A 14,724-nucleotide genomic window follows, 5' to 3' on the forward strand; every position below is an offset into this window, starting at 1 on the left:
GTGCGGCATCCCCCGGACGCCACGCGTTCGGACCCGTTCGGCCGATAGGTGGCGTTGCGGCATTCGGCCTAGGGTCCTGCTCATGGCGAGCGATCTGCAGAGACGCAAGGTGTCGGTGGTGTTCGGCGCGATGGACGCCAACAGCGACGGCTACCTGGACGAGAGCGACTTCCGCGCGCTCACGGCGCGCTGGGTGTCGTTGCGCGGCGGTGACGAGGAACTGCTGTCCGGCGTGATGATGGGCTGGTGGGCGACCCTCGCGGCCGCTGCGGGGCAGGACCGGGTGACGGTGGACGACGTGCTGTCCATCGTGGACGCGCTGCCCCGGTCACCCGAGGCGGTCACGGCGACGGCGAACGCGATGTTCGGTGCCGTGGACGAGAACCGCGACGACTACGTCTCGCGCGAGGAGTACCACGCGATGATCACCGCGTGGCTCGGTCACGACCGCGACGCGGACTTCGCGGCGCTGGACTCCGACGGTGACGGCATGCTGTCGCGCGAGGAGTTCGCCGGGCTGTGGCTGGAGTTCTGGGCCGGTGACGACGCGGAGGCCGCGGGCACCCGCGTCTTCGGGCCGGTGTAGCCACTTCACCGGAGGATCACGGCGGCGGGGTCTACCCTGGCGCGGTGGTTCCGGGGGACGAGCCGATTCCGTTGCGCGCCAGGGTCATCACGGCGGTGGGCCGGGCGTGCGCGCGGCACCGGCTCGCGGTGGTCGGCGCGTGGGTCCTGGTGGTGCTGGCGCTGGTGGCCGGCGCGCGGATGTTCGGCACGCCGACGGACAACGACGTGCGGCTGCCCGGCACGGACGCGCAGCTCGTGCGCGACCTGACCGCCGCACCGGAGGCACCGCTCACCGCGGGCACCGTGGTCGTGGTGGCGCCCGACCGGATCGGCGGCGACGTCCTGGCGGCGACGGCGGACTCCCTGCGGCGGTCCGCTCACGTGACGTCGGTGCGGCCACCGTCGCGAAAGGACGGATCGCTGTCGGGCGACGAGCGCACCGGCTGGTTCACCGTGGGCCTGGACGTCCGCCGCGCGGAGCTCACGAAGCCGGTGGCCCGCGCGGTCGTCGACGCCGCCGGTCCCGCTGCCGACGCGGGTGTGCGGGTCCTGCCGGGTGGGGCGTTCGCGCAGGTCCTCGACGGGTCCGGCACGACCGGCACCGAGCTCTTCGGCCTGGCGCTGGCGGCGGTGGTGCTGTTCCTCGCGCTGGGCGGCGTCACCGGCGCGGTGCTGGCCCTGGTGTCCGCGGCGTTGTCGGTGGTCGCGACGGTCGAGGTCGTCGGTCTCGCGGGCCACCTGACCGCGATCCCGGCCCAGGCCTCGACGCTGGCGCTGATGATCGGCCTGGGCGTCGGCATCGACTACTCCCTGTTCCTGCTCACCAGGTTCCGCGCGCTGGCCCGTTCCGGCCTGGACGTGCCGGACGCCATCGCCCGCGCGGCCGGCGACTCGGGCACCGCGGTGGTGGTCGCCGGGGTGACGGTCGCGGTGGCGCTCGCCGGTCTGGCCCTGACCGGGGTGCCGCTGCTGCACACGCTCGCCTGGACGTGCGGCATCGCCGTGTTCTCCGCCGTTCTGGCCGCCCTCACGCTGGTGCCCGCGCTGCTCTCGCTGGCCGGTCACCGCCTCGCCCGCGGCGGGTCACTGCACCGCCGGCTGACCCGTACCGGCTCCGGGGGTTTCTGGGCCCGGCAGGCCGACCGGGTGACGCGCCGGCCGTGGCTCGCGGGAGGCGTCGCGGTCGTGCTGCTGGCGCTGCTCGCCGCCCCCGCCGCGGGCCTGCGGTTCGGTCAGCTCGACGCCGGTTCCGCCCCGGAGGCCACCGCCGTCCGGCAGGCCGACGACGCCGTGTCCGCCGCGTTCGGACCGGGCGCGGGAACGCCGCTCGTGGTGCTGGGCCAGGCGAGCGGCACTGTGGACCCGGCCCCGCTCGTGGCGGCGGTGGCGGCACAACCGGGCGTGGCGGCGGTCGGGCCGCCGACCGTGTCCGGGCAGCTCGTCACGGTGCAGGTGATCGCCACGACCGCGGGCGGCGACCCGGCGACGGCGGACCTCGTGCACCGCCTGCGCGACCTGCCGGTGCCGGGCACGACCGTGCACGTCGGCGGCAACACCGCGGCACGGGTGGACCTCGCCGACCGGGTGACCGAGCGGCTGCCGCTCGTCATCGCCGCCGTGCTGCTGCTCTCGGTCCTGGTGCTGCTGCTGGCCTTCCGGGCACCGCTGCTCGCGCTGAAGGCGGCGGTGATGGACCTCATCTCGATCGGCGCGGCCTACGGCGTCTTGGTGGCGGTGTTCACGTGGGGCTGGGGCGTGACGTGGATCGGCCTGTCCGGCCCGGTGCCGATCCCGAGCTTCGTGCCGCTGATGCTCTTCGCGCTGTTGTTCGGCCTGTCGATGGACTACGAGGTGTTCCTGCTGAGCGACGTCCAGCGCCGCTGGCACGAGACCGGCGACAACCTGCGCTCGGTCCGCGAGGGCCTGCTCGGCACCGGCCGCGTGATCACCGCGGCGGCGGCGATCATGGTCGGGGTGTTCCTCGCGTTCGTGCCCAGCACGGACCCGACGATCAAGATGTTCGGCGTCGGACTGGCCGTCGCGATCGCCGTGGACGCGACGGTCGTGCGGTGCCTGCTCGTGCCGGCGACGATGGCGGCGCTCGGCGACCTCACGTGGTGGACGCCGGGCCGGAAACGCCTTGCCGTGAACGGTTAGCGGTCGCGCAGGACGGCGAGCCGGCCGGAACCACCGTTCCACGTCCCGGTGACCACGCCGACGGCGTCCTCGTCCGCGTGGCCGGCGACCACCAGCCGGTCGAGGTGGATCGTGACCGCCTCCGGGAGCGCCGGACGCCGCAGCTCACCGCGCGCCCGCGCGTCCAGGGCGCGGCCGCTCGGCTGGGAGACCCCGTTGGTGGCGACCAGGTCCAGCACCGCGGCCCGCCAGACCGGGTCGGTGGTGGCGTCGTAGATCCACCGCGGGCCCAGCACGCTGTGCTCGGCGGTCGCGACGAGCGCAGCACCGGCCAGTGGCGCGGGCCGGTAGGTCAACGGGACCTGGTACACCGCCTGTCCTGCTTGCAGCAGGTGGGTTTCCACCCCGACCTCGCCCGCCGGGTCCTCGAACCGGAAGAACCCGGCCGGGCGCAGCGGGCCCTGTCCCGCGTACCAGTCCTGTCGCGCGACCCAGGCGGGCAGGAAGTCGCGGAAGTGCGGTGTGAGCGTGGCCCCGGGGTGCACCATACCCGCAGGCTACGCGTGCACCAGCGTGAAGAACTCCTGCCGTGACGCGGGGTTCTGCCGCAGCACGCCCTGCAACGCCGACGTGACCGTGCTGGCTCCGCTGACCCGGACGCCCCGCAGCGCCATGCACATGTGCTCGGCCTCGATGACCACCCCGACGCCCTTGGGCCGCAGGTGTTCCTGCAGCCAGTCGGCGACCTGCTTGGTCAGCCGCTCCTGCACCTGCAGGTCGCGGGCGAACATCTCCACCACCCGCGCGAGCTTCGACAGCCCCAGGATGCGCTCGCCCGGCAGGTACCCGACGTGCGCGACCCCGTGGAACGGCAGCATGTGGTGCTCGCACAACGACTGCACCGGGATCCCGCGGGCCAGCACGAGCTCGTCGTAGCCCTCGTCGTTGGGGAACGTCGTGAGGTTGAACGTCCGCGGCGTGAGCATCTCCTCGTAGGCCTGCGCGACGCGGCGCGGCGTGTCGGCCAGGTGCTCGGAGAACGGGTCCTTGCCCAGCGCCTTCAGCAGGTCGGCGACCGCCTGCCGGGCCGCCTCGGTGTCGATCGGGCCGGTCATCGGGCAGCCAGCCGGGACAGGGCGAGCGCGCCGACCAGCAGGCCGAAGTCGCGCAGCGCGATGTCGTAGTAGCCGGACAGGGTCAGCAGGTTGAGGATGATCCCGGCGAGCCACGCGGCGACCACGAGCCCGCCCCACTTCGGCCGCAGCGCCACGAGCACACCGGCCACGATCTCGATCACGCCCACGGCGTACATGGCGGTCTGGGCGGTGCCGGGGACGATCGAGTCGATCCACGGCGCCAGGTAGACGGGCCAGTCGACGAGCACGTTGAAGAACTTGTCCAGCCCGAACAGGACCGGCGCCACCGTGAAGACGGTCTTCAGGGCGAGGTACGCCTGCTGGGTGGGATCGGTGCGCGTCAGCAGTGCCATGGCTCCTCCTTCTAAAAACAAGTTGTGCTGACTTTAGAACCGGTCGCCAAATTTCGTCAACCGAAGTAGGTTTTAGAGATGGACGATCCCGTGGCCGCCGTCGCGGCGCTCGACGAACCGACCCGGCGCAGGCTGTACGACTTCGTGGTCCGCCAGAGCACGCCCACGGGCAAGGACGAGGCGGCCGCCGCGGTGGCCGTGCCGCGCACCACCGCCGGGTTCCACCTCGACAAGCTGGTCGAGATGGGGTTGCTGGACGTCGTCCACGAACGGCGCACCGGGCGGTCGGGTCCGGGAGCGGGCCGGCCGGCGAAGCTCTACCGGCGCTCGGACTCCCAGATCGAGGTGTCACTGCCCGACCGGCGCTACGAGGCGGCGAGCCACCTGCTCACCGACGCGTTGCTGGAGGCGCAGGCGACGGGCGAGGCGCCGCGCGAGATCCTGAACCGGCGTGCCTACGAGTGGGGCGCGGACCTGGCGGCGCAGGCTTCCGGTGTGCTCACGGAAGCGTTGGAGGACTTCGGTTTCGAACCACGGCAGCAGGACGGCGCGATCCTGCTGGGCAACTGCCCGTTCCACAGCCTGGCGCAGCGGCACACCGAACTGGTCTGCGGCATGAACCTGTGCCTGGTCAGCGGACTCCTGGACGGGATCGAGGCGAGCGGGGTGTCCGCCCGCCTCGACCCGTCACCGGGCCACTGCTGCGTGCGCCTCGATCAGGCGCCGTCCTCCAGGTCGCCCTCGGTCTCCAGGTAGGCCGCCCTCAGGGCGTCCAAAGTGGACTCCTCCGGGTGCTCCCACATCTTGCGGTCAGCGGCTTCGAGCAGGCGCTCCGCGATGCCGTGCAACGCCCACGGGTTCGAGGTCTGCAGGAACTTCCGCGTCTCCGGGTCGAGCACGTAGCTCTCGGTGAGCTTCTCGTACATCCAGTCGGCGACCACGCCGGTCGTGGCGTCGTAGCCGAACAGGTACTCGACCGTGGCCTGGAGCTCGAACGCGCCCTTGTAGCCGTGCTGCCGCATGGCGTTGACCCAGCGCGGGTTCACCACGCGGGCCCGGAAGATCCGCGAGGTCTCCTCGGTCAGCGTGCGCGTCCGCACCGCCTCCGGCCGCGTGCTGTCGCCGACGTACGCGGCGGGTGCCTTGCCGGTCAGCGCCTTGACCATCGTGACCATGCCGCCGTGGTACTGGAAGTAGTCGTCCGAGTCGGCGATGTCGTGCTCGCGGGTGTCGATGTTCTTGGCCGCCACGGCGATCCGCCGGTACGCCGACTCCATGTCCGCGCGCGCCGCGACACCGTCGACACCGCGGCCGTAGGCGTAGCCGCCCCACACCGCGTAGACCTCGGCGATGTCCTGCGAGTCGCGCCAGTTGCGGCTGTCGATCAACGGCAGCACGCCAGCGCCGTACGCACCCGGCTTGGAACCGAAGATCCGCAGCGTCGCCCGGCGGTGGTCGCCGTGCTCCTCCAGGTCCTTCTCCGTGTGCGCCCGCACGAAGTTCTGCTCCGCGGGCTCGTCGAGCGCCGCGACGAGCTGCACGGCGTCGTCCAGCAGGGCCACCACGTGCGGGAAGGCGTCGCGGAAGAACCCGGAGATCCGCACCGTGACGTCGATGCGCGGCCGGCCGAGCTCGGCGAGCGGGACGACCTCCAGGCCGGTGACGCGCCGGGACTGGTCGTCCCACACCGGCCGCACGCCCATCAGCGCGAACACCTCGGCGATGTCGTCACCGGCCGTGCGCATCGCGGACGTGCCCCAGACCGACAGACCGACCGACGGCGGCCACTCGCCGTCGTTGTCGTCGCGATAGCGCGCCAGCAGCGAGTCGGCCATCGCCTGGCCGGTCTCCCACGCCAGCCGCGACGGGATGGCCTTCGGGTCGACCGAGTAGAAGTTGCGGCCGGTCGGCAGCACGTTCACCAGGCCGCGCAACGGTGAGCCGGACGGACCGGCCGGGATGTAGCCGCCGTCCAGCGCGTGCAGCACGTGCGTCATCTCGTCGGTCGTGCGCGCGAGGCGTGGCACGACCTCCAGCGCCGCGAACTCCAGGATCCGCTGCACGTCGGTGTTCTCGTGCAGGGTGCGCGCGGTGTCGACGTCCCAGTCCGCGTCCTCCATCGCCTGGACGAGCGCGCGGGCCTGTTCCTCGACCGCGTCGACGTCCTCGCGGGTGGTCGTGGTGAGGCCGAGCGCCTCCCGCAGCCCCGGCAGCGCGGCGACCTGACCGCCCCACATCTGCCGCGCCTGCAGCATCGCGAGCACCAGGTTGACGCGGGTCTCCCCCGTCGGCGCCGCGCCCAGGACGTGCAGGCCGTCACGGATCTGCACGTCCTTGACCTCGCACAGCCAGCCGTCGACGTGCAGCAGGAACTCGTCGAACTCCGCGTCGTGCGGCCGGTCGTCCAGGCCGAGATCGTGGTCGAGCTTCGCGGCCTGGATCAACGTCCAGATCTGCGCGCGGATCGCCGGCAGCTTGGCCGGGTCCATCGCGGCGATGTTGCCGTACTCGTCGAGCAACTGCTCCAGCCGCGCGATGTCGCCGTAGCTGTCCGCGCGGGCCATCGGCGGCACCAGGTGGTCGACCAGCGTGGCGTGCGCGCGCCGCTTGGCCTGCGTGCCCTCGCCGGGGTCGTTGACCAGGAACGGGTACACCAGCGGCAGGTCGCCCAGCGCCGCGTCCGTGCCGCACGACGCCGACATGCCGACCGTCTTGCCCGGCAGCCACTCCAGGTTGCCGTGCTTGCCCACGTGCACCACCGCGTCGGCCTTGAAGCTCGACTCGATCCAGTGGTAGGCGCCGAGGTAGTGGTGCGACGGCGGCAGGTCCGGGTCGTGGTAGATCGCGATCGGGTTCTCGCCGAACCCGCGCGGCGGCTGGACCATCACGGTGACGTTGCCGCTCTGCAACGCCGCCAGGACGATCTCGCCGTCTTCGTCCTTGCTGCGGTCGACGAACAGCTCACCGGGTGCCTCGCCCCAGTGCTCCCGCAGCGACTCGCGGAAGTCCTCGGGCAGCGTCTCGAAGAACCGGCGGTAGTCCGCGGCCGCGATGCGCACCGGGTTGCTCTCGAACTGCTCCTGCGTGAGCCAGTCCACGTCCTGGCCGCCCGCGGCGATCAACGCGTGGATCAGCGCGTCACCGTCGAGCTCCGCGACCCCCGGCAGCGCGTCGCCGATGTCGTAGCCGTGGTCCTGCATGGCCTTGAGCAGCCGGACCGTGGAGGCGGGCGTGTCGAGACCGACCGCGTTGCCGATGCGGGAATGCTTGGTCGGGTACGCCGACAGCATCACGACGATCCGGCGCTCGGCGACCGGGATGTGCCGCAGCCGCGCGTGCCTGGTCGCGATGCCCGCGACCCGCAGCGCCCGCTCGGGGTCGGCGACGTAGACGGTGAGGCCGTCGGCGTCGATCTCCTTGAACGAGAACGGGACCGTGATGATCCGTCCGTCGAACTCGGGGATCGCCACCTGCGTGGCGGTGTCGAGCGGCGACAGCCCGTCGTCGTTGGAGTCCCACTGCTCGCGGCTCGACGTGAGGCACAGCCCCTGCAGGATCGGCACGTCGAGCGCGGCCAGCGCACCCACGTCCCACGCGTCGTCGTCACCACCGGCACTCGCGTTCGCCGGGTTCGTGCCACCGGCGGCGAGCACCGTCACGACCAGCGCGTCGGCCTGCCTGAGCGTGTCGAGCAGCTCGGGCTCCGCGGTGCGCAGCGACGAGCAGTACACCGGCAACGGCCGGCCACCCTTGGCCTCGATCGCGTCGCACAACGCGTGCACGAACGCCGTGTTCCCCGCCACGTGGTGCGCCCGGTAGTAGAGCACCGCGACCGTGGGCCCCTCCGCGGCATTCTCGCGCTCCAGCACCCCCCACGTGGGCGTGGCCGTGGGCGGCGCGAACCCGTGCCCGGTCAGCAAGATCGTGTCTTCGAGGAACTTGTGCAGCTCAGCGAGGTTCACCGGCCCGCCGTGCGCGAGGTACAGGTGCGCCTCCGCGCACACCCCGCCCGGCACCGTGGACAGCTCCATGAGCGCCGCGTCCGGCTGCTGCTCACCGCCGAGCACCACGACGGGCAGGTGCTGCGCGAGCAGCCAGTCGAGCCCTTCCTCCCACATCCGGCGCCCGCCCAGGATGCGGACGACGACCAGGTCGACCCCCTCCGTGAGCGCGGGCAGGTCGTCGACGGTCGTGCGCGCCGGGTTGCCGAGCCGGTACCCGGCCCCACTCGCACGCGCCGACAACAGGTCGGTGTCAGAGGTCGACAGCAGCAGAATCACGCGGGCTCCATCCCTCGTGGGGTCCTCGCCCCAGGTCACGGGTCACAGCCGAAGCAGAGTTCCTGACTCCCGGGCGCTCTCGCACCTGGTCACAGTGGCGGGACCGCGCCGGACTCACACCGGCTTCCTCCTGCGCTTCGCCGTTCGGGCTCACCCTAACCGGCGGGTTACAGTCCGACCTATGCCCAGTGGGATTGACCGGCGTCACCCGGACGCCTGCCCCGGTGCCGTCGAGCTGCACCAAGCGGCCGACGGCGGCCTGGCGCGCATCCGTGTCCCGGGAGGCACCCTCTCCGCAGCCCAGTGGGACGTCGTGCGCCTCGCCGCGCTGGAACTGGGCTCCGGATCGATCGAGCTGACCTCGCGGGCGAACCTCCAGATCAGGGGCCTCACCTCGGGCATCGAGCTGGGTGCCCGCCTGCGCGCGTGCGGCCTGCTGCCCTCCGACACCCACGAACGCATCCGCAACATCATCGCGGCTCCGTTGGAGGACAACCAGGCACTGGTCGACGCTCTGGACGCCGCCCTGTGCGCGGACCCGTCACTCGCCGCCCTACCAGGCCGTTTCCTGGTGACGGTGGGCGCTTCGGTGAGCGGCCTGGGCGGCGACATCGGCCTGGTGGACGACGCCCTGCTGCTCGCCGGCACTGACACCGGCATCCGTGTCAGCGACCCCGTGGACGCCGTGGTGACCGCCGCCCGCCTGTTCGCGTCGATGCGCGGCACGGCCTGGCGCCTGTCCGAAGTGGACGGCGGTGTGCGCAAGATCACCGAGCACTTCGGCACCTCGGACGCCCCGCGCATCACCCCGGCTGTGACTCCGGTCGCACCTTCCGCCGTGACACCGGGCGTGCCGCTGGGCCGGCTGGACGCCGCGCAGCTCCCCGGCGTGGCCCTGCGGCTGACGCCGTGGCGGTCGCTGGTCGTGCCCGCGGGTACGGACACGTCCGGGCTGATCACCGACCCTTCCTCGCCCTGGCACGGGGTCAGCGCGTGCACCGGACGGCCGGGGTGCGCGAAGTCGCTGTCCGACGTGCGCGCCGACGTGCACCGCTGGCTGGGCGAGCCGGAAATGTCAGACCCCTTTGGGACGATTGGAGTGGGGACCCGATCCCCCCAGGGGGCCCTTCAGTCCGAATCGATTCCGTCGCGCCGCGTGCCGGTGCACTGGTCGGGTTGCTCACGTCGATGTGGTCGTCCGGCCGGTGATGTGATCGAGTTCGTCGCGACCGGCGACGGCTACGAGGAGTTCAGGTGACGCAGTACATCAAGGACGGCGCGGAGATCTACCGCCAGTCCTTCGCCACCATCCGCGCGGAAGCGGATCTCACCCGCTTCCCCGCCGACGTCGCCCAGGTCGTGGTCCGCATGATCCACGCCTGCGGCATGACGGACCTGCCGCAGGACGTCGCGTTCTCGGCGAACGTCGTCAAAGACGCCCGCGCCGCCCTGCGGTCAGGCGCCCCCATCCTCTGCGACGCCAACATGGTCGCCTCCGGTGTCACCCGCCGCCGCCTGCCCGCGGACAACGAGGTCCTCTGCTACCTCCAGGATCCCAGAACCCCCGCGCTGGCAACGGAAATCGGCAACACCCGCAGTGCCGCCGCCCTCGAGCTGCTCGCCGACCGGTTCGACGGTGCCGTGGTCGCCATCGGCAACGCGCCCACCGCCCTCTTCCACCTCCTGGACCTCATCGCGGCCGGAGCCCCGCGACCGGCGGCCGTCCTCGGCATCCCGGTCGGGTTCATCGGTGCCGCGGAGTCCAAGGAAGCTTTGGCCGCAACGGATCTCGAACACCTCGTGGTCCGCGGCCGACGCGGCGGCAGCGCCATGACGGCGGCCGCCATCAACGCGATCGCGAGTGAGGAAGAATGACGGGCAAGCTCTACGGCGTCGGTGTGGGTCCCGGTGACCCCGAACTCGTGACGGTCAAGGCCGCACGGCTCATCCGGGAAGCCGACGTCATCGCCTACCACAGCGCCCGGCACGGTCGCAGCAACGCGAAGAGCATCGCGGCGCCGTACTTCCGCGACGGTCAGATCATGGAGCAGCTCGTCTACCCGGTCACCACCGAGGACACCGACGACTACCAGGGCGAGATCGACGCGTTCTACGAGGAGGCCGCCGCCACGCTGGCCGCGCACCTCGACGCCGGCCGCACGGTGGTCGTCCTCGCCGCGGGAGACCCGTTCTTCTACGGCTCCTACATGCACATGCACAAACGTCTCGCCCACCGCTACGAGGCGGAGGTCGTCCCCGGCGTCACGTCCGTCAGCGGTGCCTCCGCGGTCCTGGGCACCCCGCTCGTCGAACGGGACGAGGTGCTCACGGTCCTGCCCGGCACGCTGCCGCCGGCCGAGCTCGCCGCGCGGATCGCGGACACCGACTGCGCCGCGATCCTCAAGCTGGGCCGCACCTTCGGCAACGTCCGGCAGGCGCTGGAGGAGGCAGGGCGGCTCGACGGCGCCTGGTACGTGGAGCGGGCGACCACCGGCCGGGAGCGCACGGCGAAGCTCGCCGACGTGGACCCCGAGTCGGTGCCGTACTTCTCGCTGGCGTTGCTGCCCAGCAACTCCCGGCCGGCGCAGCCGGGTGGCGAGGTCGTGGTCGTCGGTCTCGGCCCCGGTCACCACTCCTGGCTCACCCCGGAGGCGAAGCGGGCGCTGGAGTCCGCCGACGACCTCGTCGGCTACACCACCTACCTGAACCGGGTGCCCGAGCGCCCCGGTCAGACGAAGCACGCCTCGCACAACCAGGTCGAGTCCGAACGCGCCGCCTTCGCCCTCGACCTGGCCCGCCGCGGGTCGCGCGTCGCGGTCGTCTCCTCCGGTGATCCCGGTGTGTTCGCGATGGCCACCGCGCTCCTCGAAGTGGCCGCAGAACACCCGGACATCCCGGTGCGGGTGCTCCCCGGTGTCACGGCCGCGAACGCCGTCGCCGCGAAGGCCGGTGCGCCGCTGGGCCACGACTACGCGGTCATCTCGCTGAGCGACCGCCTCAAGCCGTGGGACGTCATCGCCGAACGCCTGGAGGCCACCGCCAAGGCGGACCTGGTGATCGCGATCTACAACCCGGCGTCGAAGGCCCGCACGCACCAGGTGGCGGACATGCGCGACCTCTTGCTCAAGCACCGTTCGCCGGACACGCCTTTGATCGTCGGCCGGGACGTCGGTGGTCCGGAGGAGGAGATCCGCGTCCTCACGCTCGGCGGCCTCGACCCGGCCACGATCGACATGCGCTGCCTGCTGATCATCGGCTCGTCGCAGACCGTGGTGACCGATCAGGGCGTCGTGTTCACGCCCCGGCGGTACCCAACCAGCTGACGGCCTCGTCCACGGTGGCCACCGCCTCCGCGCCGGCGGGGAGCGGTGGCCGCCGCACGACCACGACCGGGAGCGCGAGCTCCTGTGCCGCGTCGAGCTTGGCCGACGTCATGGCACCACCGCTGTCCTTGGTGACGAGCACGTCGATCCGATGCGCGCGCATCAATGACAGTTCGCTCTCGACGGTGAACGGCCCGCGCGACAGCAGCACCTCGATCCGGTGCGGCATCGGCGGTTCCGGTGGTTCGACCATCCGCGCCAGGAACCACTGCGGGCAGCCGGCGAACGCGGACAGGTCCTGCCGCCCGGTCGTGAGGAACACCCGCGAGCCGGGCAACGCCGCGGCGGCCTCGGCCACGCTGCCGACCCAGGTCCAGCCGTCCCGCGGCGCGAAACCGGGCCGTCGCAGCACCAGGAACGGCACGCCGACCCGTTGGCACGCCTCGAAAGCGTTCGCGGTGATCTGCGCGGCGAACGGGTGCGTGGCGTCGACCACGGCGTGGATGTCGTTGTCCCGCAACCACTGCGCCAGCCCGGAGACACCGCCGAACCCGCCGATGCGCACCTCGCCGACCGGCAGCCGGGGCTCCCGCACCCGCCCCGCGAGCGACGACACGGCGGGCACCCGCTCGGCCAGCGCGCGTGCTTCCCCCGTGCCACCGAGGATGAGGATCATCGCACGCGCAGGGCCGAGTACAGGTGGCTGTCGGGGAACTGCGTCGCCCCGAGCACGCGCCCCACGATGATCACCGCGGTCCGCTTGATGCCTGCCGCGGCCACCTGCGCGGCGATGTCGTCCAGCGTCCCCCGCAGCACCACCTCGTCCTCGCGCGAGGCGTACGCGACGACCGCGACCGGGCAGTCCGCGCCGTAGTTCGGCACCAGCTCCGCGACCACGTCCGCGATCCGCTGCACGGCCAGGTGGAGCACCATCGTCGCCCGCGACCGCCCCAGCGTGTCCAGGTCCTCGCCGTCGGGCATCGGTGTCGCCCGTTGCGAGGTACGGGTCAGGATCACCGTCTGCCCCACGCCCGGCACCGTCAGCTCCCGCTGCAACGACGCCGCCGCGGCCGCGAACGCCGGAACCCCCGGCGTCACGTCGTAGGCGATGCCCAGCGCGTCCAGCCGCCGCATCTGCTCGGCCATCGCGCTGAACACCGCCGGGTCACCGGAGTGCAGCCGCGCCACGTCCAGCCCGGCCTCGTCGGCCGCGACCAGCTCCGCGACGATCTCGTCGAGCGTCAGCGACGCGGTGTCGACCAAACGCGCGTCAGGCGGGCAGAACGACAGCAGCTCGACCGGAACGAGCGCACCCGCGTACAGGCACACGGGCGAGGAGGCGATCAGGTCCCGCCCCCGCACCGTGATCAGGTCGGCGGCACCGGGCCCGGCGCCGATGAAGTGCACGGTCACTTGGTCACGCTCCACGTCGTCACGGGCATGTGCGGCCGCCACCCGGTGAACCCGCCGACGGCCGACCCGCGGTTGACCGCGATCCGCACCAGGTCACCACCGAGGCGCGCATACCACTGCGCGACAACGGCTTCCGACTCCAGCGTCACCGCGTTGACCACGAGCCGCCCACCGGAACCCAGGGCGTCCCAGCAGAACTGGACCACACCCGGCACCGTCAGCCCGCCACCGATGAAGATCGCGTCGGGCTTCTCCAGCCCCTCCAACGCGACCGGCGAGCGCCCGACCACGACCCGCACACCCGGCACGCCCAGCGCGGCGGCGTTGCGCTCGATCCGCCCGGCCCGCACGACGTCCTGCTCGACGGCGATGGCCCGGCACGTCGGATGCGTCCGCGCCCACTCGATCGCGATCGAACCCGACCCCGCGCCGACGTCCCACAGCAACTGCCCCGGCAACGGCGCCAGCGACGCCACCGACACCGCCCGCACCTCGCGTTTGGTCAGCTGGCCGTCGCTCTCGTAGGCGTCGTCGGGTAATCCCGGCACCCGCGGATATCCGGGCCCGGTGAACTCGACGGCGATCACCGACAGCGGGTCGGCGAGCTGCCCCGACCAGGCGTACACCCGTTCACCGGGCCCGCCGAGCTGCTCCAGCACCGTGATCGGCCCCGCCAGCGCCGCCACCGCCTCCGGGTCGCCACCGAGCACCAGCACCCGCCGCCCGGCCGTCAGGGCGGGCCGCAGCAGATCCACCGACCGCCCCACCAGCGAGACGACCTCGACCTCGTTCAACGCCCACCCGAGCCGCGCGCACGCCAGCGACACCGACGACGGGTGCGGGATGACGGTGACGCGCGGCCCCAGCATGCGGACCAGGGTCGTGCCGATGCCGTGGAACATCGGATCGCCGGACGCGAGCACGCACACGTCGCGGTACTTCTCGAACAACGCGGGCAACGCCGGCACCAGCGGCGAGGGCCACGCGACCCGTTCGAACTCGCCCGGCACGAGGTCGAGCTGCCGCTGCGACCCCATCAGCACCTTCGACCGCGACACGGCGGCCTGGGCGGCGGGCGACAGCCCGTCCCACCCGTCGGCGCCGATGCCGACCACGACGACGTCAGACTGTTCCGGCGACACGCTGCACCTGAATCTCGATCACTACCCGTGTGGGGTTCACCCGCGGCTGACGATAACGCTGCGCGTAGAGCTCTTCGGCGCGAGCAACGGACTCGGCGTCCTCACGCACCACCGCGGGCCCTTCGAGCGAAGACCACCGCCGACCGTCCACCTGGCACACCGACGCGTACCCGGCGTTCCGGACGTGCCGCACCTTCCACGACGCGCCGTCCGTGATCACCCGCGCGACACCGGTCACCCGATCGAGCGTAACCCCCACGGGCACCACGTGTGGCGTGCCGTTCGCGCGCACAGTGGACAGCGTGCACAGGTGCCGCTCCGTCCAGAACTCGGTGAACTCGGGGCCGCGCTCGATCGACATGGCACGCATCATC

At 72.2% G+C, this 14,724-nt stretch carries 14 protein-coding genes and 1 riboswitch; of the genes, 6 read left to right on the plus strand and 8 right to left on the minus strand.

Annotation, left to right across the window (positions count from 1 at the left end; translation table 11 throughout):
* Nucleotides 1–82 precede the first annotated feature (82 nt).
* Nucleotides 83–586, plus strand: coding sequence for an EF-hand domain-containing protein (locus tag ADL03_RS27975; protein WP_157529392.1), 504 nt, complete (start codon nucleotides 83–85; stop codon nucleotides 584–586).
* A 44-nt stretch (nucleotides 587–630) separates the two neighbouring features.
* Nucleotides 631–2,724 carry an MMPL family transporter gene (locus tag ADL03_RS27980; protein ID WP_053736549.1) on the plus strand — a complete coding sequence of 698 codons (2,094 nt, stop codon included), beginning with the start codon at nucleotides 631–633 and terminating at the stop codon, nucleotides 2,722–2,724.
* Here ADL03_RS27980 and ADL03_RS49820 read toward each other — a convergent pair.
* Genes ADL03_RS49820 through ADL03_RS27995 form a run of 3 tightly spaced genes read right to left on the minus strand, consistent with a single transcriptional unit; the run spans nucleotide 2,721 to nucleotide 4,192 of the window.
* A complete protein-coding gene (locus tag ADL03_RS49820; protein WP_053736550.1) occupies nucleotides 2,721–3,251 on the minus strand; it encodes a hypothetical protein in 531 nt (176 codons plus the stop codon). The two genes, ADL03_RS27980 and ADL03_RS49820, sit on opposite strands and share 4 nt — an antisense overlap.
* A 9-nt stretch (nucleotides 3,252–3,260) precedes the next feature.
* Nucleotides 3,261–3,818, minus strand: a complete 558-nt coding sequence (gene folE, locus ADL03_RS27990) for a GTP cyclohydrolase I FolE (RefSeq protein ID WP_053736551.1) — start codon at nucleotides 3,816–3,818, stop codon at nucleotides 3,261–3,263.
* Nucleotides 3,815–4,192 carry a hypothetical protein gene (locus tag ADL03_RS27995; RefSeq protein WP_053736552.1) on the minus strand — a complete coding sequence of 126 codons (378 nt, stop codon included), beginning with the start codon at nucleotides 4,190–4,192 and terminating at the stop codon, nucleotides 3,815–3,817. Before ADL03_RS27995 ends, folE begins: the two co-directional genes overlap by 4 nt.
* A 78-nt stretch (nucleotides 4,193–4,270) precedes the next feature.
* On the opposite strand from ADL03_RS27995, the gene ADL03_RS28000 reads away from it, so the two are divergent.
* Entirely contained in the window at nucleotides 4,271–4,948 is a 678-nt protein-coding gene (locus tag ADL03_RS28000; RefSeq protein WP_053736553.1) for a metalloregulator ArsR/SmtB family transcription factor, read from the plus strand.
* Here the strand turns inward: ADL03_RS28000 and cobN are convergent.
* Complete coding sequence (cobN, locus tag ADL03_RS28005) at nucleotides 4,909–8,472, minus strand: cobaltochelatase subunit CobN (RefSeq protein ID WP_053736554.1); 3,564 nt, start codon at nucleotides 8,470–8,472, stop codon at nucleotides 4,909–4,911. The two genes, ADL03_RS28000 and cobN, sit on opposite strands and share 40 nt — an antisense overlap.
* A 34-nt stretch (nucleotides 8,473–8,506) precedes the next feature.
* Nucleotides 8,507–8,645, minus strand: a riboswitch (cobalamin riboswitch).
* An 8-nt stretch (nucleotides 8,646–8,653) separates the two neighbouring features.
* Here cobN and ADL03_RS28010 point away from each other — a divergent pair.
* From ADL03_RS28010 to ADL03_RS28020, 3 genes are read left to right on the plus strand one after another with little or no spacing between them, the layout of a single operon-like run.
* A complete protein-coding gene (locus tag ADL03_RS28010; protein ID WP_053736555.1) occupies nucleotides 8,654–9,730 on the plus strand; it encodes a hypothetical protein in 1,077 nt (358 codons plus the stop codon).
* Nucleotides 9,727–10,347: a precorrin-8X methylmutase gene (locus tag ADL03_RS28015; protein ID WP_053736556.1), complete on the plus strand. Its 621-nt coding sequence runs from the start codon at nucleotides 9,727–9,729 to the stop codon at nucleotides 10,345–10,347. The genes ADL03_RS28010 and ADL03_RS28015 overlap by 4 nt, the downstream gene beginning before the upstream one ends.
* Nucleotides 10,344–11,795 carry a precorrin-2 C(20)-methyltransferase gene (locus ADL03_RS28020; RefSeq protein WP_053736557.1) on the plus strand — a complete coding sequence of 484 codons (1,452 nt, stop codon included), beginning with the start codon at nucleotides 10,344–10,346 and terminating at the stop codon, nucleotides 11,793–11,795. The genes ADL03_RS28015 and ADL03_RS28020 overlap by 4 nt, the downstream gene beginning before the upstream one ends.
* Here ADL03_RS28020 and ADL03_RS28025 read toward each other — a convergent pair.
* Genes ADL03_RS28025 through ADL03_RS28040 form a run of 4 tightly spaced genes read right to left on the minus strand, consistent with a single transcriptional unit; the run spans nucleotide 11,767 to nucleotide 14,720 of the window.
* The gene (locus ADL03_RS28025; RefSeq protein WP_053736558.1) at nucleotides 11,767–12,471 is read right to left on the minus strand and encodes a cobalt-precorrin-6A reductase; all 705 of its coding nucleotides are present in this window, start codon (nucleotides 12,469–12,471) and stop codon (nucleotides 11,767–11,769) included. The genes ADL03_RS28020 and ADL03_RS28025 overlap by 29 nt on opposite strands.
* Nucleotides 12,468–13,208 (minus strand): precorrin-4 C(11)-methyltransferase, encoded by a 741-nt coding sequence (gene cobM / locus ADL03_RS28030; protein WP_053736559.1) that lies wholly within the window; start codon nucleotides 13,206–13,208, stop codon nucleotides 12,468–12,470. The genes ADL03_RS28025 and cobM overlap by 4 nt, the downstream gene beginning before the upstream one ends.
* Nucleotides 13,205–14,350 carry a bifunctional cobalt-precorrin-7 (C(5))-methyltransferase/cobalt-precorrin-6B (C(15))-methyltransferase gene (locus tag ADL03_RS28035; protein WP_053736560.1) on the minus strand — a complete coding sequence of 382 codons (1,146 nt, stop codon included), beginning with the start codon at nucleotides 14,348–14,350 and terminating at the stop codon, nucleotides 13,205–13,207. The genes cobM and ADL03_RS28035 overlap by 4 nt, the downstream gene beginning before the upstream one ends.
* A complete protein-coding gene (locus ADL03_RS28040; protein ID WP_053736770.1) occupies nucleotides 14,331–14,720 on the minus strand; it encodes a TIGR03618 family F420-dependent PPOX class oxidoreductase in 390 nt (129 codons plus the stop codon). Before ADL03_RS28040 ends, ADL03_RS28035 begins: the two co-directional genes overlap by 20 nt.
* Nucleotides 14,721–14,724: the final 4 nt, after the last annotated feature.

The sequence above is a fragment of the Nocardia sp. NRRL S-836 genome (genome assembly GCF_001279525.1).
GTDB lineage: Bacteria > Actinomycetota > Actinomycetes > Mycobacteriales > Pseudonocardiaceae > Lentzea.